Annotated in this window: 19 protein-coding genes; 4 read left to right on the plus strand and 15 right to left on the minus strand. The window is 41.4% G+C overall.

What is annotated here, in order from left to right:
- Positions 1-244: 244 nt before the first annotated feature.
- The 8 genes from C0Z22_RS00005 to C0Z22_RS00045 form a co-directional block, all read right to left on the minus strand.
- Positions 245-1519, minus strand: coding sequence for a site-specific integrase (locus C0Z22_RS00005; RefSeq protein WP_103216273.1), 1275 nt, complete (start codon positions 1517-1519; stop codon positions 245-247).
- Positions 1519-1758, minus strand: coding sequence for a helix-turn-helix domain-containing protein (locus tag C0Z22_RS00010; RefSeq protein WP_103216274.1), 240 nt, complete (start codon positions 1756-1758; stop codon positions 1519-1521). The genes C0Z22_RS00005 and C0Z22_RS00010 overlap by 1 nt, the downstream gene beginning before the upstream one ends.
- Positions 1759-1841: 83 nt before the next feature.
- Positions 1842-2213, minus strand: coding sequence for a hypothetical protein (locus C0Z22_RS00015; protein ID WP_103216275.1), 372 nt, complete (start codon positions 2211-2213; stop codon positions 1842-1844).
- Between the two features lie 63 nt (positions 2214-2276).
- Positions 2277-2825, minus strand: a complete 549-nt coding sequence (locus tag C0Z22_RS00020; protein ID WP_103216276.1) for a hypothetical protein — start codon at positions 2823-2825, stop codon at positions 2277-2279.
- 42 nt (positions 2826-2867) lie between these two features.
- Positions 2868-3767, minus strand: coding sequence for a DNA cytosine methyltransferase (locus C0Z22_RS00025; RefSeq protein ID WP_199177499.1), 900 nt, complete (start codon positions 3765-3767; stop codon positions 2868-2870).
- Positions 3767-4099 (minus strand): transposase, encoded by a 333-nt coding sequence (locus C0Z22_RS00030; RefSeq protein ID WP_103216277.1) that lies wholly within the window; start codon positions 4097-4099, stop codon positions 3767-3769. Before C0Z22_RS00030 ends, C0Z22_RS00025 begins: the two co-directional genes overlap by 1 nt.
- A gap of 85 nt (positions 4100-4184) precedes the next feature.
- The gene (locus tag C0Z22_RS00035) at positions 4185-4502 is read right to left on the minus strand and encodes a hypothetical protein (protein WP_103216278.1); all 318 of its coding nucleotides are present in this window, start codon (positions 4500-4502) and stop codon (positions 4185-4187) included.
- A 302-nt stretch (positions 4503-4804) separates the two neighbouring features.
- The gene (locus C0Z22_RS00045; protein WP_103216280.1) at positions 4805-5575 is read right to left on the minus strand and encodes a hypothetical protein; all 771 of its coding nucleotides are present in this window, start codon (positions 5573-5575) and stop codon (positions 4805-4807) included.
- 145 nt (positions 5576-5720) lie between these two features.
- Here C0Z22_RS00045 and C0Z22_RS00050 point away from each other — a divergent pair, with 145 nt between their 5' ends.
- On the plus strand, positions 5721-6125 hold the full coding sequence (locus C0Z22_RS00050) for a hypothetical protein (RefSeq protein WP_103216281.1): 405 nt from the start codon (positions 5721-5723) through the stop codon (positions 6123-6125).
- Between the two features lie 89 nt (positions 6126-6214).
- On the opposite strand, the gene C0Z22_RS00055 is transcribed toward C0Z22_RS00050, so the two are convergent.
- The 5 genes from C0Z22_RS00055 to C0Z22_RS00075 form a co-directional block, all read right to left on the minus strand.
- On the minus strand, positions 6215-7126 hold the full coding sequence (locus C0Z22_RS00055) for a hypothetical protein (RefSeq protein ID WP_103216282.1): 912 nt from the start codon (positions 7124-7126) through the stop codon (positions 6215-6217).
- 393 nt (positions 7127-7519) lie between these two features.
- Positions 7520-8254 (minus strand): hypothetical protein, encoded by a 735-nt coding sequence (locus C0Z22_RS00060; RefSeq protein WP_103216283.1) that lies wholly within the window; start codon positions 8252-8254, stop codon positions 7520-7522.
- Positions 8211-9800 (minus strand): FtsK/SpoIIIE domain-containing protein, encoded by a 1590-nt coding sequence (locus C0Z22_RS00065; RefSeq protein WP_103216284.1) that lies wholly within the window; start codon positions 9798-9800, stop codon positions 8211-8213. Before C0Z22_RS00065 ends, C0Z22_RS00060 begins: the two co-directional genes overlap by 44 nt.
- A gap of 159 nt (positions 9801-9959) precedes the next feature.
- The gene (locus C0Z22_RS00070) at positions 9960-11531 is read right to left on the minus strand and encodes a hypothetical protein (RefSeq protein WP_103216285.1); all 1572 of its coding nucleotides are present in this window, start codon (positions 11529-11531) and stop codon (positions 9960-9962) included.
- Between the two features lie 32 nt (positions 11532-11563).
- On the minus strand, positions 11564-12892 hold the full coding sequence (locus C0Z22_RS00075; RefSeq protein WP_103216286.1) for a hypothetical protein: 1329 nt from the start codon (positions 12890-12892) through the stop codon (positions 11564-11566).
- 45 nt (positions 12893-12937) lie between these two features.
- On the opposite strand from C0Z22_RS00075, the gene tnpB reads away from it, so the two are divergent.
- The 3 genes from tnpB (at position 12938) to C0Z22_RS00090 (ending at position 15637) form a co-directional block, all read left to right on the plus strand.
- On the plus strand, positions 12938-13240 hold the full coding sequence (gene tnpB / locus C0Z22_RS00080) for an IS66 family insertion sequence element accessory protein TnpB (RefSeq protein WP_158246747.1): 303 nt from the start codon (positions 12938-12940) through the stop codon (positions 13238-13240).
- A gap of 100 nt (positions 13241-13340) precedes the next feature.
- Positions 13341-14627 carry a hypothetical protein gene (locus C0Z22_RS00085; protein ID WP_103216288.1) on the plus strand — a complete coding sequence of 429 codons (1287 nt, stop codon included), beginning with the start codon at positions 13341-13343 and terminating at the stop codon, positions 14625-14627.
- Complete coding sequence (locus C0Z22_RS00090; RefSeq protein ID WP_103216289.1) at positions 14615-15637, plus strand: AAA family ATPase; 1023 nt, start codon at positions 14615-14617, stop codon at positions 15635-15637. The genes C0Z22_RS00085 and C0Z22_RS00090 overlap by 13 nt, the downstream gene beginning before the upstream one ends.
- Positions 15638-15734: 97 nt before the next feature.
- On the opposite strand, the gene C0Z22_RS00095 is transcribed toward C0Z22_RS00090, so the two are convergent.
- On the minus strand, positions 15735-18317 hold the full coding sequence (locus tag C0Z22_RS00095) for a TraC family protein (protein WP_103216290.1): 2583 nt from the start codon (positions 18315-18317) through the stop codon (positions 15735-15737).
- A 45-nt stretch (positions 18318-18362) separates the two neighbouring features.
- Positions 18363-18755: a hypothetical protein gene (locus C0Z22_RS00100; RefSeq protein ID WP_103216291.1), complete on the minus strand. Its 393-nt coding sequence runs from the start codon at positions 18753-18755 to the stop codon at positions 18363-18365.
- Positions 18756-18767 lie beyond the last annotated feature (12 nt).

The raw sequence follows: 18767 nt of genomic DNA on the forward strand, positions 1-18767 counted from the left end.
CCACCATTAAGGGAGTAGAACCGGTTTTGATTAATTTTCGCTTATCGTTCACGAAGCAAGCGTTAGCGTATCGTATAAAAATGAAAATATCTTATTTATTAAAAGAATGGAGCGAAACGTCGGTTCCACACCTAAGTTGTTAAAATACCTAAGCTACTTGTACCAAAGTAGCCAAAAGTAGCCAAGGTATTTTTCTGAGAAGTTGTTTCAGAACATTTCATCTCATTTCACTCTCAGGCCGACTTTACGCTGCTACGTCGTCAGCTAGAATTTTTGATGCATGTTCAAAAACACTTTCATCAGTGTCGAGAAAACCGCCCATCATGTTGTCAGTGGCACCAACTTCGTTGACTCCGGCCAGTCTTACATAGACCTCGAAAGTCTTAAAAGTTTTCCAACCTCCAATGCGCATGACGGTTGCTTGGTCGACGCCTGATGCCAAAAGGTGAGTTGCAAAGCAGGCCCTCAAAGTATGAAACCTAATTGAGGGGATACCAATTTGCCCACAAAAACTTCTGAGCACTTTGGCCTGCTCACCACGTTCCCATTCAGTAAATCGCGGTAGCAAAAACTCGCCTGGTGTTGATTCCAAAAGTCTCTTAATCATAGGCCTTAGAGTCTGGGCAATGGGTGCATTGCGCCAGTAACCGGCCTTGGTCGATTTGGCCTCGTCCTCTTCCCTGTCCCAAGATTCACAAATTCTAATCAAACCCTCTTTTAAAAGAACATTGTCCTTTCTGAGGGCATAGAGTTCGCTCGATCTCATGCCGCTGGCAAGGGCAATGGCCCAGACTGGAAACCAAGAATGGTTGCACTTTTTTGCTTCATGAAGAAGTGTTCTAACTTGTTTGGCGGTTAGAATTTCGGGGAGAGTATCTTCTTCTTTGAGATCAATTCCCACACCACAAACCGGAGTTTTTTTGATCCCAGTAATGATGCCTTCCTCAATTCCAAAGTTATAGACTGATTGAATAACTCCTCGCAGTCTCTTAACTGAACCATAGGCCTCATAGACTTCTTCAGCCGATCGAATGACCGCTTTTCCATGAACTCGTGTCAGTTCACTTGCAGGTGTTTGAAGCCAGTCCTTAGTGTATTCTTTGAGCATGGCCACACTATTATGAACCGTTTTGAGCTTGATGACTTTGCCTGTTTGCGGATTTCTACAAACACCAACTTCATCGTAATCTCGTTTTGCTTCAAACTCCCAAAGGTCTATGATCGCACCCCAGGTGTTACCTTTTGATTCTTCTCTTGCGATTAGTTCAGTGGCGTGTTGGATAAGTTTCTTTTCAACTTTTCTGGCATCTGCGAGAGTCTTGCATTTGACCTTTCGTTGAACTCTTATCCGAATATCTTTTTTACTGCGCCTATTTACATAGGCCTCATAAAATTTTTTCTGAAGTTTGGGGTCAAAAGGAATGTCTTTTTCATCCTGCCCCTTATCTTTGAGTTGCTCATAGTCGTAAACAACCTTTTTCTTCGTTCTACGATCTTGAATAACGATTCGAGCTGCCATTACGAACCCCCTTGAATTAAGTTGGAGGTCGCAATAAGAGCATCGATTTCAGAAAGTTTTAGATAAGTTCTTCTGCCTAACTTATAGGAAGTCAAAACTCCTCTATAAATTAAGAGTCTGATCGCATTTTCTGTTCTGCCAAGATACTTTGCAGTATCTTTGACTGTCATCCACTTTATTCGATTGTCAAAGAGCGAGAGATCACCCTTGTGGGCGATCCCTTTATTATTTTTCATCATATACTGGCTCCGGGGAAAATTCAGGCTCGAAACGGCCAAAAGATTAAATTTCAGGTGGGGAAAATTGACGTAAAAACAAAGTGTTACTGATCGAGAGAAAGATTCTCGCTTGAAGGGGCCAAGATGGCCCCATTTTCAGAAATGAGCTTGCCTAGAAATTCATCTTTTGAAACAGGCCCGTTCACACGACAATACTCTTGGTATTTCATCTCAAGGCGATCGGCATTTGTAAGAGTGCTGTTTTTGACTTCTTCAAAATGTTCTTCCTCAAGCAGAGATAATGCCTTCAAGATAAGATCATCAACTCGAATTTTTTTACCAAGAGGTTTCTTGTTGAGCTTTTGAACCATGCTCTTCAATGTCTTGGCAGTCGTTTTTAGCACTCGTATGGGAGTGGTGTTTGATTTACTTTTTTTGGTTTGTTTTTTTGAAACATTATTTTGAGTAGATTCCATGAAAGGCTCCTTAAAAGAAATAAATTTGATGATTAAGAAGGTGTGAGCGAAAATGAGGGGCGTTTAAAGATAAAACCGAATACCCAGTGACTGATTAATAAGGGTTCGGTTGTTCTTCATAATTCGATTGGCATCAAAAAACTTAAGGTCCAGGGCAACGTCTCTTGCTAGAAAAACTTGAAGCCCTCCACCAACACCAAAAGAAAGTGAAAACTCGTTGGCGTAACTTTGAGTCTGAGTTTTTATATATCCAATGCTTGGTCCTACATAGAAGATCATTGGAAACCTTGCGCTTTCATCTGTTAAAAAGAAATGATGTCGGTAGAATATCTCCGGCATAAAGGCTGAAGTTTCGCTTATGATCTTGCCTTGCTTGTTCTCTTCCCAATTCACATTATAGATCAGAGATATTCCGTACTCATGAGACTCATCAACAAGCATACTGCCCGTGACAGTTGCACCTAAGTCAAAAGTCGAAGAATTGGAAAAGCAATTGTTACTGCTAAAACGATAACTTGCCCCAAGTGTATATTCGGTTTCGGCAAGTGCGGTTGTTGAAAAATAACCAACGAAAAGAAAAATAGAAGTAATTCTCAAGAGTTGTCTTGTCATTTTAATGACTCCTTAAAATGTAAAAAAGATTGATATGAGTGATTAGATCGAGAGTGACTTCTCGTGGCCGAGGATCGCCCTGCCGATCAGTTCAGGGATTTGAGGAACAACAGAATTACCTAGCTGCCTTAGTCTTTGATTGTTAGCTTTGACCAATTTTTTGGATAGCCCATCAACCATTCGACAAACTGAGGGTTCAGTCTTCCAGTGGGCAGAAAATCTTTTAATATGGCCATGCCAATATCTTGATCCCTCATTTTGGCAAAATGATTGTGAGGTGAGACTTTCATCCCCTCGATTATCTTCATAAGCTTGGCCTTGCCTTTTCTCCAATCCCGCAGTCCCAACTTGAAGTAGCAACATAGAAAAATAACGCTCAATAATGGTGGTCGGCGGCGGTGTAGGCCGGTTGGATTTGCCGAGGTCGAGTCGTGTGCCACAGGGGTAGGCAAGAATCCAGATTCGCGCCCTTTTATGTGGGCAGAAATTAAAGATGGAAGCTGGTAGTATATGCCATTCACAGTCATACCCGATTGCCCACAAATCTTTGAGGATTTGGGCAAGTCCGCGAGAGCGAAGGTTGGCGACATTTTCAATGATGGCATACTTGGGTTTAAGTTCACCAATGAGTCTTTTGGCTTCAATCCACAGTCCACTTTTTTCTCCTTTTAATCCTTTTCCTTTTAGATTGAGTTCACTCACGTCCTGGCAAGGAAAGCCTGCTGTGATAACGTCAACCTTTGATATGCCCTCATGTAAGAGCATGTCTTTTGTTAATGTCTTTACGTCAGAGTAGATGGGTGTTTGGGGCCAGTGCTTTTTAAGAACTTGCTGGCAAGTTTCGTCTTGTTCGCAAAATGCGACGGTAGTCATGCCCGCGCGTTCAAGGCCCAGAGAAAATCCACCGATTCCTGAAAACAGGTCAAGAACTGAATAACTCACTAGGCACCCCCTGCGTGGTAGGAAGTGCCATCACAAAGATCAGCAATATGAAATTGGATGAGTTCGGTAAGCGTAAATATATTTTCAGCTTTAAGCCGCTCAAAAATACCTTCATTTTTCCAATGCCTGAAGTAATCATTGAGAGCGGTTTTTGATCCAAACTCTTTGGGAACCGATTTCCATGGGAGTTTGTTGGCGCGGACAAAAAGAATGCCTTCAAATACCTTTTTTGGTTCCAGCCGGGGCCGTCCCCCTTTGGATGAGTTTTCATATTTAGGTAGGATTGAGGATAGACGAGTCCATTGCTCGTCACTGAGGGTGATGTGCTGCATGTGATTGTCCTTTGGATTTTAAAAATAAGAAGAGGACGAATTGATCCGTCCGAAAATTAAAAGCGATTAAATGGTGGGAATGAAATTAGCTGTAGAGATGGCGCTTGATGAAGGCCAGAGCATTAATGCAATTTTTGAAGGCGTTAGGATCGAGGTTTGTATAGAGGTCATCGAAATGAATCCCGCCATAAGTTCCCCAAATATCCATGGCAATTAAAAGAAGGGTTTGCTCACCAGAGCTAAAGCATTTCATCTCTTCCTTTAGTGTTTCGGAACTGGCTGCCAGTCTGGATTTCGTCGGGTGAAAAAGAAAACGAATCAGTCGCATATCTTTCCCAAGAAGAATAGATATTGCCTGAAGACGTTTTACATCGTCGTTTGATGGTTCTTTCCATTTGAGCATGAATTTTCTCCTTCGCTTAAATTTAAGCTACAGCATCCGAATACCTAAAAAGGTAGTCGTGACTCATTGAGATTGAGTTTTTAAAAGTGTGACTGGAACCGGATGGCACCAGCCACAATTTGAACAAATTGGTTTTGCTTTTTTAAAAAAGCACCATGTGGCAAACGGTGCCCAAAACACGAGCCAGAATGGCCCAACGAAAAAGGGAAATATGCCAAGAAAACAAATCCACTTTTCAATTGTTTTTGTTTTCTTGCTTGGGAGTCCACGATGGCCACATTGGGAGCAGTGATAATTCATGGCTAGGCCCCCTTTTTTACGTCTGTAATATCAGAGTGAGAAGGACGCCAAGTCCAAGATTTATCAAGGGTTTGGATTTCATTCTTATTTGTGATTGCCAATTTGGATTGCTCTTTCTTGATCTTTTTTTCATTTACTTCAATCTTGGGTCTGAACTCATTTGAATCAAAAGAATGACAACATATTGTCACCATTCCATCTGTAGTTTGATGAACCCACCAGCCCGAAGGGTCCTCGATAATTCCAAGAGCAAAATTGATAGGGTCCGAAATTTCACCTTTTCCAAAGTCCTGATAAGTGTCATCCAAGTGGCGATACTTGCAGCGTAGGCTTTCATACTGTCCATTTACTATGGCCCTGATTGCATGGGGTATGGTCCACTTTTTGGGTTGCTGCTTTAATGGCCTAATCATAGAGAGGTCGAGTGGCATCAACCTTTTTGATTCAACCTCTCTCAGATAATAGTTGAAATTGTCAGACCCAAAATAACTTGCTGGGGACTCTTTAGCTGTCGTTAGCTCGAAAAGCTTTTCAAGGTCTTTTCCTAACAGTTCATTAAAACAGGCCAAAGGCGGTGCCGAATATTTGGCGTTGACCGATAATTCGGAACAAGTGGCCCCTCGTACTCCTGCGTTAGTCATATCGGTAATATGGAAGTTTTCCCCGCCTCCCCAAATTTTGACGCGATAGAATCTCTCTCCATGCTTAAAATATTGACGCTCTCGGTTGTTAAAGTCTAGTTTCTCTTGAATTTTTACTCTTAAATTGTTCATAAATAATTCCTTGGTTTGTGTTTGTTCACGCTTTATTAATCGGTGACTATAAAGAATTATATAGTATATTTATACCACATTATAAAACCAAGGGATACCAAAACCCACAATTTATAGTATTTTTTTACTAGAAATTAGGGTTAAAATGTCCCATAATCTGATTATGTTAATAAGCCGGAAAAATGCCCTCAAAGCAGTAAGAGAAGAAACCAAGAAAAAGTTTTCCATACGGGTCAGTGAAAACGATTTAGCAAGTTTTGCTTTGGCCTGTAAGTTAGACGGTGAAAAGAACTATTCGCCAGTTCTTGAAAATCTCCTGATTCAATTTTTGGAGAAGGCCGATAAAGGAAAAATTAAAGACCTACCGATACCAAAGCGGGAAGATAGAAAAACAAGCAGCTTTACTTGTAACCCCGATCTCTATGAGAAATTCGATTTAATGGCCAAGAAGATTAACTCAAGGCCCGCTCATGTGATAGAGTTGCTTATGACTGATTACAAAGAACAAGCAGAAAAGGAACACGGCCATAAAATAATGCCTTCAAAGTAGGTCGGCTACTCGTGACACTTCTCCTTGAAGTGGAAGCAGAGGGGAATGGGCTTTTTTACAAGCTCATTTCCCTTTGCTTCATTTTAAACTTACTCGCCATGGTCCAATTCATATTCAACCGATGCACTTACGATAAACTCCTGTAATCTTGTAACAGTTTCCATTGATGAATCCATAGGGCCATCAGTTTTAAAATTTTTCTTTCCTAGTCCATCACAATGACCAAATCCCATGAAGCCAGTTTTTACCTTTTGGGCAGTCAGCTTTTGCACAACCAGTTTTGCTTTTGTCGCAAGGGCGAGCATTTCGGGTGCTATGGTTAGAGATGTTAAGACAGTATCTTTATCTCGCTTTACGATTTTGCCTAGAGGATAAAGTTTTCCTCCGATTTCAAGCTTGAGCCGGAGACGTGAAAGATCATCTGTAATCTCTATGGCCCGAAGTTTGTTTGTCGATCTATCTCGCCATTTATGTTTGCAAGTTCCTTTCATCGGAAAGCTATAGCAGGATTCTTTCTTATTGTAGTCTGGCCGCGGTGGAAACGGTGGATACGAAGGATACGAAGGAGGGTTTCGGCCCAAATCCATATGATAACAAAAATGAACTTCCCATTGTGATGAATAACTTTTTTGATAGATACTAGTAAATTGCGGAACTATTTCGCGTCCTTCAATTTCAAAATGAAGCCTATCATAAGGTTTTAGTTCACCAAGAGGGATACTTTCGGTAATCAGTTCATTTTCTAAAAGTGTATCAATTGCCTGTCCGTTTCCATCTCTGCTGCCAATGTCCGATTGGTCGTTGTTGGGGCCTGCTGGTTCGTCCTCTGAATTGTGGACGCTATCTTTCGGGTGACATGAATTATCACTTGAATGAGAGCAACGGCCACAGCCAGAAAATTGAAAGCAAGCGAAGAGTAAAAGCATCATCACCATGACGCCCGCTAAATTATTCTTGTGTCTGTTTTTTTGATTTTCAGTTCTACCGAGAAATTGTTTCACTTTGTTTTTCCTTTGTTATTTGTTTGGTTTTTATTTGATGATTCAGATTGCGCTCTAAAGTATCGTGTTTTTAGGTTTGTTTGTTTCATGCTTCAATTCTTTGAAGTCTGACTCTAATTGATTTCATTCTATGAATCAGGCATCCGCAGGAGCGGCATAGCACGGAACGAGAACAGTATTGGAGGCTTAACTATAGAGATAAGGATGGCATTTATTTGCGTTACTGTTGGAGTGTGAAAATGCGTCCAAGTACATAACAGTCGGGAATTTTCTCGCAGGCACTATGGGTAAGGTAGTTCAATGATCTCATAGAGTTGAGTGTTTTTTGATTCATTTTTATCATGTCCAGGCCTGGACTTGGATTGGAGCACTTATTTTGATTCGGTTGGACATTCAAAGACTCATCACTTCACCCTTCCAGTTTTTGAACTTTACCACTTGCTTTTGAACCAACTTATCAAAGGTAGTGTAGAAAAACTTCGCCCGCTCCTTTTTGTCCGCTTGTTTTTCGATGGACATGATCTTATCCAGATCAGTTTGGGTCTCGACAATATAGAGGACTCGGGGAACTTGCCCCTTGGAGTAATACTTCGCGACTAAGTCTTGATATCTCACATTACTTTTTAGAGATAGCTCGTACTCTACAGCGAGAAAAACGGAGCGATCACCAATCGTAACTTCAATAACACCGTCTGATCCACATTCGATAAATGGCGTAATTTCTTCACCAAAATATGTTGATGGCCAGGTCTGTAATGAGTTTTCTGGGATGAATTTACTCACTCTTTCAACCCGAAGAAAGGCATGGCGAATATCCACTAATCCGGTATCATGCTTAATGGCATCACTCTTTAGCTCTTTTCTTTTAACATCAGTTGATGACAAATATCTCTTAAAGGCCTTTCGAGTAATACTGAAAACTTTTTTATAGTTCGAGCTTGCAGAGATTTGTCCTTGGATAAGACCCGTTTGCTCAAGCCTTTGAAGGCGCTTATAAAGGGCCCATCTCCCCAGATGGGGATAGGCGTCCCTGCCTATTTGATCCGTCCTAGAGGCCTTGACTGAATGGAGATAGAAGAAGAAATCAACATCCTTCTGGTTGATCTCTATTTTCGTTTTTTTGCTCATCTGAGAATCCCTTGTTCATCAGTTTCTTAACGGCCTCCTCCGATTCGGCATCGACTTCTTCATCGAATTCATCCAGCATCGTGCCTTGTAGGAAGCGCTCTTTTGCTTCAAACTCCTTGGCAATTCTTTTACAAAGACCTTTGATTTCTGAATCCTCCAAAAGAGGGGCCTGAACCACTACTTTTTTGTTTCCGACACTCCAAACTCCTCGACCTGAAATCTCCGGTAGGTCAGCGGCATCTTTACTTCCAAGAACAACCATACTCCCTTGGAGAGAGTTGGCACGAAAGGCCATCCTGCCGGAGATATTTTCGGAAACCGATGTTGGGATGACTTCACGATCGACTTTTTGAGTGGCCAAAATCAAATGGATGGAAGCCGCCCTTGATAGCTTGGCAATGGAATCGGCAAGCTTTCTGGCCTCAAGAGAGAGTTTGAAGTCATCATCAAACTTATTTCTTTTCATATAGAGGACGCTGGCCTCATCAACGGCGACAACAATACGGTCCTTCTTGTCGCGGCCAGGAATGATGGTTTTGTGGGCGTTTTCTTCCAGATATGTAAATCTGGATTTCATCTCCTTTTCGACTTGTCTAAGAAGACCAACCGCCTCCTTCATCGTTTTAACAATTTTCACATTGGGAGCATCTTTGAAGTCAATTGCTTCAAGACCTCCCTTGAGGTCGATAATGTAGAGCTGAAGGTGTTTTGTAGACTCAAGAAGCCCCGCAAGACACTGCTTAAAAAAGACCGATTTTCCCGAACCTGTAGTTCCAGCTACCAACATGTGAGGCAACTCGGAAATTTTTTGTGTAACAATTCCTTCAGAGGACCATCCAACATAGAACGAATCAGATAAGAGGACTTTTTCCTCAGAAACCTTTTGATAGGTAATCGTTTCAGGAATGTTTTGCTTGTTGAACGAAACAAGGACTCGGCCTGGACGCTTACCCATTTTTACCGATTCAATTTCCATTCCAAATTGTGCCTCAATGCGCTCTTTTTTATCCTTAAACTCACTAAGTCCAATTCCATTGGCATCAAAGACGTACTGGACGCGATACTTATCGAGTTTGTTTCGTCCTATAAGTTTGGGAGTGTCACCCTTGCCATTGGTCAGGCCGGCGGTCGTAAATATCCCGATAAACTTGGTGCGGACCACGCGAAGCCTGAATCCCAGGACAATGCACACAAAAAACAAAATGAGCGAAAGAAAGGTAAAATGATGTTGGTTGAGGGTAAATTGCAAAAACCAGTCCATTCTTTTGAGCGTAAAGAAGTCTGGTGCCGACTTGTGAAGTAATTCAAGGTGCCCCGAGTCCTTAATTGCAATGCGAGTGAAAACATAAGTTGCATAAAGTGAAACCGTTGCAATGATGGGATGGCCAACAATAAGACGAGCAAGATGCGTGATGCCGATACCAAACATGACAACCGCCTCTTGGGCCAGGTCAATAAACATTTTGGCACCTTCATCAAAGGTTTGCATGAGACTGTCCCCTGACGAGGGAGAGGGTGATTGAGGTGTGTTTTTTTGCTTTTGCATAAATCTCCTAAAAATGAATAAAGTTAGAAAACTCCCCTACATGGGAAGATGTGTAGATGATGAGTCGAATGTAATTGACTGAATTTTCGGATTGCAGACAAAGAAAAAAGGGCGTCTTCTTATCGACGCCCTTTCTTGTATGTGCAAATCACCTTGTCCCTACTTGGGAGGTAATTTCGGTCGATAGCCTACCTTTGAAGCAGCGGTTTTGATACCCGCACTGGCTCCTGCTGTGACACCACCAGAGGCCCCACCTGTAACAGTTGCACCGGCAACCGACGCGACTGTTGAAATGCCTTCAGGTGATGATTCCTGTTCAGAATCCTTTAGAAGACCTGTGAACATTCCCCACGCAAGAAGCACTGTCGGAAACGGCCCAACGATGACCTGAAGCCAGGAATAGATGGCGTAAAACTGATAAATTTTATTTGTGATGAGCTGAGATGAGTACAGAGAGATGCCGTCGTTGAGTTGGCCAAAGGAGGCCATCACATCAGTTGAAAGAGCAATGCTACTCATCAAGTGATAGAGAAGCGCCCACAACGGAGTCCACAAGAGGACACTCGCATATACTGCCCACCACGCTATTATTATTCTCCACTTCCCGGCGAAAATGAAAAAAATCAGCCATGGAAAAATGGCAATCAAAAACAGCTTTACCATGCCCTTTAGGTGGGGAGCGCGTTTAAGATATTCGTTAAATTGAAGCGCTCGATTTGCCGTAAGGTTGGCCCCTTCAAGGTCTTCCTTTCCGAGAAGACTTAAAAAACCATCCCAACTCCAAAATCGTTTCCATGAAAGTAGGAATTTGGCGAAACTTCCGGAAGGAATTTCGGCACCTTTTTGAATATTGAACCAGTAGGTTTCCGCCTTCTCATTAAAATAATTATTCAAGGAAGAGGCCATGATCTCATTGGTTTGATTGCGAAATATTTTTAGTGATATTTTACTTTCATAAGGAGCGAGCACCCCTTTAACTTTTCGTGCGTGGTTATGAAGGCCCTCTTGAACTTTCTCTTTCAGATCATAGCAAGAGAGCTTTGATCCTTTGCTTGTCGTAAGATAAATTCCCCTGAGTGCCTGATCGACTGTGCCATGAGAGGGACGAAAAAATTCGGAAATCTTATCCATCCTTTTTCCGGCCTCAATTTGTGGGATCACTTTGTCAAAACATTGAGTTGAGTAAAGGTCGATCAAAGAACGCAGTTGGGGATCTTCAATTGAGACAGAGCCAGCATACATGATGGCCTTGTAAAAAGCAGAAGGTGCGTGGAGTTCGGAGTTTGTTCGCTCAAAGAGTTTGTCTACTACCATACTGAAAAATCTGGCCAACTCTTCTGCGGATTGAGTCATCAAATCAAAAACAAAACTTACATTATAAGTCTCTTGTAGGTTTGGAATCTTTGTCTCAATATATTCGTTGTGGTGCCAGGATACTCGCTTGTAATCTTTGACTTCACCAAAAGAGCCAACTTTCAATAGAGAAACTCCAAGAAGAAAAGAGGCGATTAATTTGACGAAAGTCGCAAGACTTGCTCCACGCCCACCACCTAAAGAACCCGGTAAATACTTTTTGAAGTACCCCCATACTGCGAAGAAAAATGCTGCCCCAAAAGTAAGGGCCAAAATACCGGCAAGGACTGCTTGAGAGGTAATAATTTGAATGGATGCCTCATGAAAATGAAGTCCAATAATGGTATAAAACGCCTCATAGGCGGTAGATGAAAACATAAATACTCCTGGCAACTCATAGAATGGAATTGTTAATAGTTGTCCTTGTAGCAGCCAATTCGGTCGGCACAGTCAAAGAAAAGGTTGTTCAGTCGTTTTGTAAGACCTGTATTTCGATCAATACTCAATTCTTCTTCAACAACTGTACGCTGATACTTTTCTCCCTCTTGGTTGATTTGGTAGAGCACTTGATTGAGAGGATCAGAGTTCTGCTTTTCCAGTGCCAAAGTCATTTCAATTTGATCTTTGAGTACATTGGTTTTCCTAACCGCCTCAGCTTGCCTTTTGTTTGGAAGGTGTGGATTGGTCGTCAGCTTTGATGATGTAAAATCCAACGTCCTTCCCATATCGTCTGAAAAAACAGTCATGGCAATGGCATCAGAGAGCTTTTTGCAAGCAACCTCTCGCTTGGCGTGAGGAAGATAAGCTAGAGAAAGAATGGTTTGCCTATCGATCAAGTGATGATCGGCGCTGCCACTTAATCCATCTAAATCCGTATCTGAAACCATCTGGTAGACATTGCTACGATATCCACCAAGTTCTGTGATCCGTTTAACCAGTCCATCACAGAGTTTGGAGTAGGTATCCTTTTTTACTTCCATTAAGTATGTGCGTGGAGTGAGTTGAACTCTTCTTGGTCCGTAATCAATACTAATGCTTCCACGTTTTACAATCGTATCGCCAATAAATGCTTTGGTGAGATTAACCACTCTTTCGGCATTCTTTCCATTAAATCCAGCCCATTTGGCGGTACTTTCAATCAAGCGATTTTCTGGGGCCTTGCCATCACCTGACCAATCGGCAATATCAGCATCCCAATAGTTCTTGCAGGACTCCATTGATTGCTCAAAGTTGCCACCAGATTGCTGATTTGCCTTTCTTACGCATTCGGCACGTTCTTCGTAGAATTCCGTTACTTTTGAATCAGTGTATGAGTCGATGGCCTTACATTGATTCATCCTGAGTTGGGCAAGAAAATTAGCCCGAATTTGAGAGTGCTTTAGAATACTGCACCAAGTAGGAGAAAAATAGCACGTAAGAAGCATGGGGCTAGCGGCGAGAATATCTTTTCCCATATCCCCGAGATAGCGTGCATCGAGAATATTCTGTAGTGCCGCTTTCATCGTATTTTTAACTGAGATACGGCCACAATCCGCTCCAAGACCTAAGTCCAGATTCAAGTCAATGGTCCGATATTCATCAAATACAGGGTCTTTACCTCGTCCATGGGAGCCGAGGAGATAATCAGATGGGGAAAGAGTTTCTACATTTTGGTAATTGAGATCGGTCATTTGAGCATGTGCCGGAATCGCAAGTAATATCAGTAAGTGAAAAAGGACAAATATTGTCTTATAATTCAAAATAGACCTCCTGAATTTAGAGAGATGCTTAAAAGGAAAAGTAGGATGTTTTCAATTCCTGATGTGAAATATGTTTATCTGTATCCTCGCCCCATAAATATGAAGTGGGGCGAGAAGAAATTGTCGGAAGTTTGTAAATGCGAGATGGGCATTGACCCTAGAGAAGAAGGCGTTTTCCTTTTCTTTAATGCCAAGAAGGATCAACTAAAACTTTTCTTCATGGTTGAAGATGGTAGTCAGGAAATTCAAAAATTGTTACCTAACTCCAATTTCCTTCTTCCTGTGGCCAGTGAAGATGAGAAGTTTGAAAAAATCGAAATGTCCAAAATCGGTAAGATATTTCGCTAAGCCTAACTATTTGATTATACTTAAGGAAATTGGCTTTTATATTTCTTGAAATAGTGATATTCTATTTATGTAAATATAGTAGCACTATTTGGAGAAATATATGGCACTAAAGCATACTACGGGTGGAGAAGCTACAGGACGGGCTTTTTATCAGGGGCGCCACCACTATGTAGAGCTGCTAAAGGAAAAGGTTGATGATTCTAATGACAATCTAATCCTTATTTTGGGCCCTAGAAGAATTGGGAAAACTACAATCGTCAAACAGTTCTTTTTGGAACAAAACCAAGATCAAAATGACTCTGGAATTTACATATATATTTATATCCCCAAAATAAATGATCTCGTTGAATTTTACAAAGTCGCTATCAATGGGATCGAGAGGGTGATGAAAGAGAATGGAGGAAACAAAAAATTTCTCTCCTTTACTACAAAATCATCTATTCAAAAAACAATCGGTAGCATTATGGATAGAATTGGAGAAATTTCTATCGCTGGTTATGGCCTCAAAATAAACAAGGTCGATGAATGGGAGAAATATGTCTCTCTTCTTTCCACAATTAAGGATGAGTTCATAACCATTATCACAGAAATGGAAAAGGATAAAGTTGTCATAGGTTTTGATGAAGTTCCAGAGGCAATTCAATATCTACTCTCAAAGGATAAGGAAAAGGGAAAAGAAGAAGTAGAAATTTGGCTAGAGCATTTTCGAGAAATGAGGCATTGTTCTGAGCTGGTTGATAAGATAAATCTGATCCTATTTGGCTCTGTAAACATGAAGCTGACTCTTGAGAAACTTGGACAGTCCAAAGTCATTAATGACAATTTTACAATTGATATTAATCCGCTCGATATAAAACAAGTTAAAGAGCTTTTTTGGGATTTGGTAGATACATTGAAATACAATGTTTTAAAAAGCAATGAAGCTAAACTTAATACGTTTTTAGAAAAAATGTTCACCTACAGCTCACCTTGGGCCATTCAGAATTTTCTGGCCAAGTTTGATAAAAAGAAAGCTGAAAAAGACCTTGAGAAATCATTGCAAGAAGCCTACCTCGCATTATTTGATATAACTGGTGGTGGAGTCAGATACCTCCAAGAGCGACTTAAGAATCACTATCAACCAGGAGAGCTTGACTATATAAAGGCCGTTTTAAAATACCTCGTCAAAATGCATGTTGAAAAGAGCGTCGAAATAGTAAGTGACGATGAATTATTCACTGAATTATCAAAAGAAGACGGAATCAAAGATCGAGAGGATTATCAGCGAATTATTGACATACTCCTCTTAGATAACATGATTTACAGAGGAGGCAGCGGTTTCTCTGTAAAGAATACAGTTGAAAAGAATTTCTGGTACACAAGGATGGTGGGATCATGCAAATTTTAAAACTATTTCAATCCCAATCTTGGGTCGTTGAAGAAATTTTAAATGATCTTGAAATGACGAGAAGAAAAGATGCAAGATTTAATCATACATTAATTATGGGAGACACTGGAACTGGAAAAACAACTATTTTAAGCAGCCTGGATGAAGTTATAAGAGAAGATCAAAATCTAAACAGCTACTTTAATATTATAAACCTTCCTTTCTCATTTAACTCCAGCAATATTGATGATGTCTTTGAAAGGCTATTTTTAAATATTGATGAATCCTTAAAGCACAAACACCATCTGCTATTTATAGATGATTTGCATGTCCTACTTAATGATCCTGATGGAGGAGCAGATAAGCTTAGGGCGATTCTCCATCAGACTCGGCCTAAGATTTCACTAATCGCCACCGCGGAAAGGATATTTAAAGAGCAATTAACTCATAACAAGGCCTTTCATAATTTCCTACATATTATTGATCTGGGGGCAATGAAGGACGAAGATGTGACCAAGTTCATGCTTCCAATAATAAAGGCTAAATCATGGAGCTTTTTAAATCAGGAACTTGCTTTATCTAGTCCCTTCTGGCTGGCCATAATTACAGAAAATAATCCAAGGCTTTTGACCATCGTTAAAAATATCATCCAATCTTATGAAATGGAAAAAAGAAAAGATAAGATCGACCCCGCTAAATTTATAAAGTTTTACTTTGAACTTTCTGGACCAATCTTTCTAAACTCATTGTCTAATCTTCCCCGTCAAAACCGATATTTTCTTGAGTGGGCAAGCCTTCTAGGAAGAGAGTTTGCACCGAGGGACGTTAATATTAAATCTAAGAATGTCTCACAGGAGGCCACAAAATTAGTAGATAGAGGATACTTAATTAAGAAAGGAAAGGGGAAATACCAATTTCGCTCAAGCTCTCTGAAGGCATATCTGAGGTACGTTAAAAATTTACCCATTGGTAGAGTGTTAAATGTTGACCTTGAAGCTGTTAACTATACTTTCTCAAAACATTTGGATTAAGACCCAGATGGCACAAGTCTATCATGAAGAAGAAAAGCATTCATGAATGGAGTGGCCATTGGGAAGAATCCCAAGGGCCACTTTTAACAGGTTATACCTATGGCCTTTCGGCCCCATTTAGAAAATTATAGGACAAGTGACCAAGCGCTTCCCATTTATCATCAAACTTTTCAAATGCACTAAGTGCAGCCTTGGCATCCTTGGCATTGGTTGGACTCATCCAACGCATTGAAGGAGTTCGGGAGTAGCGAAATGCTCCCTGCTTGGTTTTATTCTTATTAATGTGAAAAACCTCGGCATGTTTTGCATCAATGGTTTGAAGAGACCTAACAATTTCACTACTTGCCTCATCGAGAAGAGACGAGTTTTCCACAATAAAGTCCACGTTATCCCCATTCATTTGAAGAAAGACGTAGTTTGATGCTACCGACCAAAACGCCTTACCCACTTCAAGATCAAAGTAGTTTTGTGGGCGTGGCGTTAGGGTGATAAGCCAGCAGCCACGCTTGCGCATGGTTTCAGCGAAGTCGATGGCAAAGTCCCGAAAGGAGGGATTGTTTCTTCCAAGCATGGCAAATTCTTCCATAATGAGAAATCCTGTCCGTCCTTGGTTTTCAGCAAGTGAAAGGATTCGGCGAATTTCTTCAATTACTGCCATGGTCATTAGCGTTTGCAAGGTCGGATCACCGTCAAGAGCGTCGAGATCGTAGACGTAGAAAAGCTTTGATTTCTTGCTCTCACTTTTGGCACCCCTAAAAAACTTGGCGTACATGCCATCGTCGTAAAAGGGCCTAAGTTTTGAAAGTAATGGCGCAACCACTTCTTGCATATTCTCGCTTTTCCCATCGGTAAGTGAACCAAGCTCCACTACAAAATCTTCCATGGTAAGTTCGACTTCTTCATCCGAGTCAAGTCTCAAAAGTTCTCCGTCGAGGTAGGCAAGTCCCTGACGGTCACACTTTTTGAGGTAAGCGAGTTTGAGCGCCTTGGTGATGGCGGCCTGGTGTTCACTTTCAAGTGCAAAACTTGGAGAAGTGAGAAGAATCGCTGAAGAGATCAGCTTGGTTAAAAAAGCAATCTTCTCTTCGTCATAGATTCCTCTAAAAGGCGAAAAGGGAACCTCTTTGTTGCGGTCGAAAATTGTAAGATCCCCGTCATAGTATTCAGAAAGCATTGAGTAAGAGCTTTTCTTATCAATGATGAATACCAAAGGCTCCGGTGACAGACGTTTGGCCGCCACAATACACTCGGTAACAAAAGCAGATTTTCCCGATCCGGTGTCGGCGAGAACCGCCGTGTGATTAGAGGTTTCATTTTCAAGTAGTGAGAAGGGAACCAGATTGTTTTCTCGGGAGAGAAAAACAGACAGCGGATTTTCTAGCCCCCTGTTGGAATCAAAAATTGGTAAAAACTTAATGGCGTCCGACCTGAAAATACGAATCGCTCGTTGAGTGGAGTAATCGGCATCGGGAATGTAACAAAGTGGAAGTGAATTAAGTGCTAGCCCGAGGCCTATGTCATTTTCGTTGATGACTTCGGAATCCAGATCATTGTTGAAGATGTGACAAATTTCCTTTTCACGCTCGTCAAGTTCCTCTTCACTTTCTCCTTCGATTACGACATTGAAAGTAAGATTTAGGCAGCGGTCATTGCGTGCTAGCCTCTCTTGAACTTCTTTGATCTCCTCGCGCTGCACTCTGGCCCTAGCGGTTGCTCCATGTTCCAAAAAGAACTCTTTAGTATCAAAGAAGAGTTTGGTTTTTGCTTTGGAAGGAAATGAGAAATTCAGTGAAATCTTGAAAGGAAAAGGAACCTTGAGAAAATAGGCCATGCCGCCGGGATAGGCGTACAGTGGACAAGTTTTAAGACTTAGAGTTCGACTTTTAATTCCTTCTCGTTCAATTCCAGGGTAATCAAGCACCGGCGAATTATAGAGAAACTGCTCGGAGAGCGAAAGATTCTTGTTAAACGGAGCAAACGATCTTTTATAGTACGTTTTGGGATTGAAAAACCTCCTCAGTACATCGAGTAAAGCTTCAGCACTTAAGCGATTTAGCTTTAGGGGCGACGCGGTTTCAATGCCTTTTAAGATACCTTTGAAGTTTTTCAGCTCACTGATAAATTCATCGAGTCCCCGATAAAGGGTAACTTCTCCGCGATCGAGATAGTCCCTTACCTTTCGACTTTTGATAATTCTTGGAAAGTATCGGATGGAAAGATAGAGCTTACGCCGAAGAGGAGAATTTTCTCCAAATTCTCGGCATGACTCTTTAAGCACTGCCATTTTTTCATCAAAAAGAAGCTGGCTGACCGGATGGGCGTCAGGATAGCTCTTTTCAATCTTTGAGAGTTCACTATCAAAAGAAGAAATTGCCGACTGGTCAAAAAGAAATTGTAGAGTGCAGTGTTCAGGCAGATTAAAAAGCGGTTTAAGCCCCTCAACCGCACCAATGATCTTTTTGGAGGTCATCGCCTCATGTTCCAGTAGATCGACTTCATAGACGACCCCGAGGGAGCCGTCTTTTTGAAGAAAGAGATTATCTTTTTCAAGGTACTCATCATAAGGAAGGAGTGCAGAGAGGGATTCCGGGCGGGAGAAAAGTGCGCCAGTAAACACCTCACGATTTGATAATGCCTTTGAGATAGGTTCTGGCAGATAGCCAAGTTTTTTTGACTTCAATGTTCGGTCTCCTTTTGAATTTGATGGGAAAAGAAAAAAATGGAATTAGCGGCGACGTTCTCGTGAGTGTTGCATTAGCTTGGGAGTTTCACGTTTCTTGCGATCAGAAGAGGACTCAACTTTTTTCCTGACTTCCTCTTTAGTTGGTGGTGCTTCGACTTTGGTAAGTTCCCACTGACTGCCTTTAACGATCGAGCGGATAAATCCCCCGCGAAAATAATCACCGTGGACGGTTTCATGGGGATGAATATAAATATCAACTTCTTGGGGTTTGGTTTTTTGAGGAACGAATAGAGGTGAACCATCTTCGAGCATGGTTTCGAGTTCCACATTTTCGTCATAATCGGCACGAGTCTCCAGCATATTGATGCTGGGAGCACGCATGGTTGAGCATGAGGCCATAAAAATGGCAAAGGTCGTCAGTAAAATGACTTTCATATCAATTCTCCA

Source organism: Halobacteriovorax sp. DA5 (assembly GCF_002903145.1).
Classification (GTDB): domain Bacteria; phylum Bdellovibrionota; class Bacteriovoracia; order Bacteriovoracales; family Bacteriovoracaceae; genus Halobacteriovorax_A.

Coding starts and splice junctions, on each gene's coding strand:
- C0Z22_RS00060 (WP_103216283.1), bottom strand. CDS start 8,254: ATGAGCAAAAAAACGAAAATAGAGATCAACCAGAAGGATGTTGATTTC.
- C0Z22_RS00035 (WP_103216278.1), bottom strand. CDS start 4,502: ATGCTCAAATGGAAAGAACCATCAAACGACGATGTAAAACGTCTTCAG.
- C0Z22_RS00090 (WP_103216289.1), top strand. CDS start 14,615: ATGCAAATTTTAAAACTATTTCAATCCCAATCTTGGGTCGTTGAAGAA.
- C0Z22_RS00050 (WP_103216281.1), top strand. CDS start 5,721: ATGTCCCATAATCTGATTATGTTAATAAGCCGGAAAAATGCCCTCAAA.
- C0Z22_RS00045 (WP_103216280.1), bottom strand. CDS start 5,575: ATGAACAATTTAAGAGTAAAAATTCAAGAGAAACTAGACTTTAACAAC.
- C0Z22_RS00010 (WP_103216274.1), bottom strand. CDS start 1,758: ATGATGAAAAATAATAAAGGGATCGCCCACAAGGGTGATCTCTCGCTC.
- C0Z22_RS00085 (WP_103216288.1), top strand. CDS start 13,341: ATGGCACTAAAGCATACTACGGGTGGAGAAGCTACAGGACGGGCTTTT.
- tnpB (WP_158246747.1), top strand. CDS start 12,938: ATGTTTTCAATTCCTGATGTGAAATATGTTTATCTGTATCCTCGCCCC.
- C0Z22_RS00020 (WP_103216276.1), bottom strand. CDS start 2,825: ATGACAAGACAACTCTTGAGAATTACTTCTATTTTTCTTTTCGTTGGT.
- C0Z22_RS00065 (WP_103216284.1), bottom strand. CDS start 9,800: ATGCAAAAGCAAAAAAACACACCTCAATCACCCTCTCCCTCGTCAGGG.
- C0Z22_RS00100 (WP_103216291.1), bottom strand. CDS start 18,755: ATGAAAGTCATTTTACTGACGACCTTTGCCATTTTTATGGCCTCATGC.
- C0Z22_RS00015 (WP_103216275.1), bottom strand. CDS start 2,213: ATGGAATCTACTCAAAATAATGTTTCAAAAAAACAAACCAAAAAAAGT.
- C0Z22_RS00070 (WP_103216285.1), bottom strand. CDS start 11,531: ATGTTTTCATCTACCGCCTATGAGGCGTTTTATACCATTATTGGACTT.
- C0Z22_RS00030 (WP_103216277.1), bottom strand. CDS start 4,099: ATGCAGCACATCACCCTCAGTGACGAGCAATGGACTCGTCTATCCTCA.
- C0Z22_RS00005 (WP_103216273.1), bottom strand. CDS start 1,519: ATGGCAGCTCGAATCGTTATTCAAGATCGTAGAACGAAGAAAAAGGTT.